This window comes from Amycolatopsis sp. lyj-346 (genome assembly GCF_046548975.1).
Taxonomy (GTDB): Bacteria; Actinomycetota; Actinomycetes; order Mycobacteriales; family Pseudonocardiaceae; genus Amycolatopsis.
The window spans coordinates 1-4,783 of the sequence record NZ_JAJPWT010000038.1 but is presented as its reverse complement, the minus strand read 5'-3'; the positions used below and the strand labels follow the sequence as shown (position 1 = coordinate 4,783).

The window sequence follows — 4,783 nt, the reverse complement described above, 5'->3', positions numbered from 1 at the left end:
TGTCCGCGGGCAAGCCGCCGACGGCCGCGCTGCGCGCGATGAAGTCTTCGATCAGCCCGGCCCGGCTGCCCTCCGGGTCCAGTGCGTGCGCCGCGACCATGGCCGCGAGCTGGCCGGCGTCCGGCTCACGCGTCTCGAGCCGCAGGCACCTCCGGAGGAACGCGGGCGGGAACTCCCGCTCGCCGTTGCTGGTGATCACCACGATCGGGAACGCCGAGCAGAGGACCCGGCCGTGCTGGATCTCCGCGGTGTAGCCGGGATCCGCGGTGAACACTTCGGCCGACGTCGACCGGCGTGCGTCCCTGGCCAGCTCGGGGATCACGAATTCGCCGTCCTCGAACAGGCCCAGCAGGTCGTGCGGCAGGTCCGACTCCGACTTGTCCAGTTCGTCGACCAGGAGCACGCGCGGCAGCCGCCGCGGCAGGAACGCGGTGCCGAGCTCACCCAATCGGACGAACTCGCCGATCGGCACGTCGCCCTGTGCTCCCGCCCCGGCGAGTTCTTTCCACGCCGCGGCGGCTTGCACGCGGCCGATCGCGTCGTAGTCGTACAGCCCGGATTTGAGCGTGGTCTGCGAAGTGATGGCCCAGCGGAGAACACGGCCCAGCCCCAGCTCCCGCGAAATCCGGTACGCCAGTGACGACTTGCCGCTTCCCGGCCGCCCCGTCACCAGCAACGGCCGTCGCAGGTACAGCGCCGCGTTGACCATCTCCGCCTCGTGCGGGTCGACATCGCGGGCGGAGTAGCTGAGCTCGGTTCCCAGCTTGCGTTCGATCTCGCCGTCGTCCGGCGGGAAGACGTCCCGCTCCGGCAGGGCGGCGCCCCGGAACGTGCGCCACGGCGGTGGGTCCGGCAACCGGTCGGCCAGCCGGACGTCGTGCAGCGGCCGTCCGGTCCCGCGGTAGATCCACCAATCGGGCGGACTGTCCGGATGCGATGGCCCGCCGGTCCGGTTTTCAGGAAGCTCGGTCACGTTGGTCGGCACCTCCTTCGGGGTGCCCCACGATCCCGGTTTCGCCAATGGGAAGCAATCGGTTCGGGTCGTCCCATAGCACCACCAGGTCCGTGAGTGCTCCACCATCGCCCGTCGACGGCGGATTCCGAAGCGCGTCCAGCCGATACTCCCTTACGAGTGCGGGCAAATCCCCCAATCCACCACTGCTTTCGGCTAGCCAGGCTACCACTTCACGAACGACTTCCGAAGGGGCCGAAGGGTGCCAGACGATGACCGGGACCCCCGTCCGCAACGCCGGCAAAAGCTCGTCCTGCCCGGAGATCGCGCTGACCGGCGGCGATTCGGTCAACACCGTCATCGCCCATTGCTCGTTGCTCAATATCGCTTCGAGCCGAAGTGGATCGCGACGGTCCCCGGCCCGGCAAAAATACACCCGTTCGAACGAAGGATCACCGACCCACGACTCCCACCGTTGCCGCCAGACACGGTGCCAGCGCGGGGCGCTCATCCGCTCCAGTGACCGCACGACCGTTTGGTAACTCAGGTACAGCGGCTTCGGCGCGCCGGAAGCACGCTCGGTCGCCCAGGAATGCACCGGCAGGTTCAGCAGGGCTCGCGGCAGGACGAACTCGATCACCACGTCGGAAACCACCTCCGACCAGGCTTGTTCGGTTTCGGCGATCAGCTCGTCGACGCGGCGCTCCAGCTCGCTCTCGCGGACCAGTGCGGCCTCGCCTCCCGACAGCGACCAGTCGTCCGGATCCTCCTGCCGCCAGCAGGAAAGCTCGTACCAGCCCTCGTCGATGGGGTCCGGGCGCACGACGATCAAGAGGTGGAGCGTGCCCGGAGCCGGCCGGACGGCAGCCAGTTCCGCTCGCAGCTGCTCCAGTGCGTCCCCGAGGCGAAGCCGCCGCACCTGTCCATCGGACCAAGTACGCAATTCCGCCGCGAGCTGCTCTTCGCATTCGGCGGCGATCAGTTCGACGAAGATCAGCAGGGGCGGCAGTTCGCCGGGACCCGCGTTGAAATCGGCGAGCCCGGAAAACGCCGCGGACGCGTCTTCGTAGCGAGGCGGCGGGGAGACATAGCGGGCGGCACGGCGCACGGCCATGCCGAGTCCCGGTGGTGCGAAACCCGCCAACCGTTCCCGCAGTTTCTCTTGTTCGGCCTCCGGGACGACTTCGTGCATCCTGACCGAAGTCACGAGGGCGCGCACCTCCGCGCACTCCTTGCTGCCGGGACGGAGGAATTCGATCACGTCCGCCAGTGCGTTCAACCCTTCCGCGAGACGGCAGCACGCGGAAACGATCTCGATCAATTGGTCACGGCCGGTCAGCTGGTCCGAAAAGGTGAACGGGTGATCGAGTGCCTCACGCAGTTCGCTCACCATCAGGGTGCGAATCGATTTGTCGTCGGCGAAGCCGGCCACCACGAGCTCGTCCACCACCGCCTTGCGGACCGCGATACCCAGGCCGGGATGCCCCTGCTTCACCCTCACCTCCACCCCCGAGAAGCGCACCGAAGATCGTGAGTTTACCTGTTCGGCGTAATCACAAAAGGGCAAAAACCTGACACGCGCGACACCGATGGAAGCAGGCCCGGCCGTTTACCACGCCGGCCGGCCGGGCCACTGGCCGATGATCGCGGCCAGCGCCTTCACCTGCGGCGATTCCGGCTCGATGGTCCGGACCGTGTCCAGGAGATCCTGGAGCCCACCGTCGAAGCGCAGGCACGTGCGCGCCAACGCGATCACGTGCAGGCGGTCTTCGGCGTGGTGGGGCACGAGGTCGGCGATCTCCCGCCGGGGGAACAGCTCCAGCAGCAGCTGACGGCTGTCCGCCTTGCGCACGCACAGCACCGCCAGCAGTGCTTCCACGAGCGCCGGAAAATCCGGGGCCGCGGGCGAGGCGGGCACCGCCACCGGGAACCCGTTCGTGACCGCGCCCAGCAACCGCAGCCAGGCTTCGGTCTTCGTTTCCTTGTTCTCAATGGGAATCCGGCGGTACGAGGACGCGTCCGCCGCCGGGTCCGCGCGGACGACGTCCTGGTAGAACGTGTTCGACACGACCAGCGCCAGCACGGCTTTCGACGCTTTCAGCGCGTCCTTGACCGCGGTCGCGTCCAGCAACCGGAACGCGAAACTGTTCGCATCACTGATCGTTCCGTGGCTTCCCTGGTACACCTCACCCGCGTGGAGGGCCACCCGCAGGCGCACGTTCGCCTCGTCGGCGTGCACCTCGTTGTACCGGCGCAGTTCGGCCAGCATCCGCTCGGGCAGCTCGGCCACCAGGTCCGCCTTCGCCACTTCGGTGGGCAGGTGGATCATCACGCCGTCGCCGGTGTTCTCCCGGAAGAGGGCGTCCCAGGGGATGCCGGCGTCCGCGAAAGCCGTGCGCATGAGCTTCCAGAACCCCTCGTGGACGACCAGCCGGTGCGCGGTCGTCCGCTTGGGGTCGTTGTAGCCGGCGATGTCGACGGCCATGATCGTCTTGTGGTGCGCGGCCGCATAGGAATGCACGACCCACCTCCCCACGTCCGCGCTCATTGTCCCAGACCCATGCACCTCCGGCCATGTTCGCGCAGGGCGTTACGCCGAAACCGGACCTTCCTGACCTTGTTTCGTCCATAATTCGGCGATGGCCGGCCACCTGAGCCCCGCCGGCGTCGGGCAGGGGTGGCCGCTGCTGGTCGTGGCCGCCCCGGCGCTCGGGCTCATCACTTCCACTTCCGAGCGCATCCGGTTCGCCGAGTGGCGCAGGAAAGTGCACACCGCGCACCCGTAAGCACCCCGCACTGGCGCTGCGCCGCCTCCCGGGTTAACCTACTCGCGAGTAGGTAACGGGATGGAGGGCCACATGGCTGCGCCAAGGAAACGGGACGCGATGGGCTGGGGCCTGTCCGCGCTGACCCGGCTGGCCGGGAGCAAGGTCGTCGATCGGGCCGGGCTGCGGAAGCCGCTCGAAGGCCTGGTCACGGCGGGGACGCGCAACGGCTTCCGCGTCGCCGGCGCGGCGACCCGGTCGTTCAAGTCGGTGCAGAAGCTGGGCAAGCCCGCCCGGCTCACGCCGGCCCCCGACAGCGGGCTGTTCGACCTCACGCCGACCGAGGACCAGCAGCTCATCGTCGAAACGGTGACCGAGTTCGCCGCCGAGCAGCTGCGGCCCGCCGCCGCGGACGCCGACGCCAAGCTCGATGCCCCCGAGGGCCTGCTGAGCCGGGCCGCCGAGCTGGGCATCAGCCTGGTCGGCATCCCCGAGGAGCTCGGCGGCATCGGCACGGAACGCTCGGTGGTGACCAACGCGCTCGTCGCGGAAGCGCTGGCGCACGGCGACCTCGGCCTGGCCGTGGCCGTGCTGGCGCCGTCGGCGGTGAGCACCGCACTGGTCAGCTGGGGCGACGAGCAGCAGCAGGCCGACTACCTGCCCGCGTTCGTCGGCGAGCACGTTCCCGCCGCCGCGCTGGCGCTGCAGGAGCAGAAAGCGCTCTACGACCCCTTCAAGCCCGCGACGAAGGCGCGCCGCACCCCGAAGGGCTACCAGCTCGACGGCGTGAAGACGCTGGTCCCGCGGGCGGCGCAGGCGGAGCTGTTCATCGTGTCGGCCGACCTCGAAGGCCGCGGGCCCGCGCTGTTCCTCGTCGAGTCGTCGAGCGCGGGGGTCTCCATCGAGGCCGAGCCGGCGATGGGCCTGCGCGGCGCGGCCACCGGCAAGCTGCACCTGGAGAAGGTCGCGCTGCCCGCGGGTGCGCTGCTCGGCGGCGGGAAGGCGGACGTCTTCGCCGAGGTGGTCCGCCTGTCGCGGCTGGGCTGGGCGGCGCTGGCCGCCGGCA

General features: G+C 69.4%; 5 protein-coding genes. 2 read left to right on the top strand and 3 right to left on the bottom strand.

Features of this window, described 5'->3' with window-relative positions:
* The 3 genes from ACLJQE_RS44525 to ACLJQE_RS44515 all read right to left on the bottom strand — a co-directional run.
* The coding region (locus ACLJQE_RS44525; protein ID WP_410645908.1) for an AAA family ATPase at positions 1-973 on the bottom strand (973 nt) is incomplete at its 3' end.
* Positions 957-2,447, bottom strand: a complete 1,491-nt coding sequence (locus ACLJQE_RS44520; RefSeq protein ID WP_410645907.1) for an effector-associated domain 2-containing protein — start codon at positions 2,445-2,447, stop codon at positions 957-959. The genes ACLJQE_RS44525 and ACLJQE_RS44520, both read right to left, overlap by 17 nt.
* A 114-nt stretch (positions 2,448-2,561) precedes the next feature.
* A complete protein-coding gene (locus tag ACLJQE_RS44515) occupies positions 2,562-3,473 on the bottom strand; it encodes an effector-associated domain 2-containing protein (RefSeq protein WP_410645906.1) in 912 nt (303 codons plus the stop codon).
* A gap of 118 nt (positions 3,474-3,591) precedes the next feature.
* Here ACLJQE_RS44515 and ACLJQE_RS44510 point away from each other — a divergent pair, with 118 nt between their 5' ends.
* A complete protein-coding gene (locus ACLJQE_RS44510; RefSeq protein WP_410645905.1) occupies positions 3,592-3,738 on the top strand; it encodes a hypothetical protein in 147 nt (48 codons plus the stop codon).
* A 99-nt stretch (positions 3,739-3,837) separates the two neighbouring features.
* Positions 3,838-4,783 (top strand): acyl-CoA dehydrogenase family protein (locus tag ACLJQE_RS44505; protein WP_410645909.1); only part of this gene is annotated, 946 nt, incomplete at its 3' end.

Bases quoted from the DNA above. Each gene is read 5' to 3' on its own strand.
- ACLJQE_RS44510 (WP_410645905.1), top strand. From the start codon at position 3,592: ATGGCCGGCCACCTGAGCCCCGCCGGCGTCGGGCAGGGGTGGCCGCTG.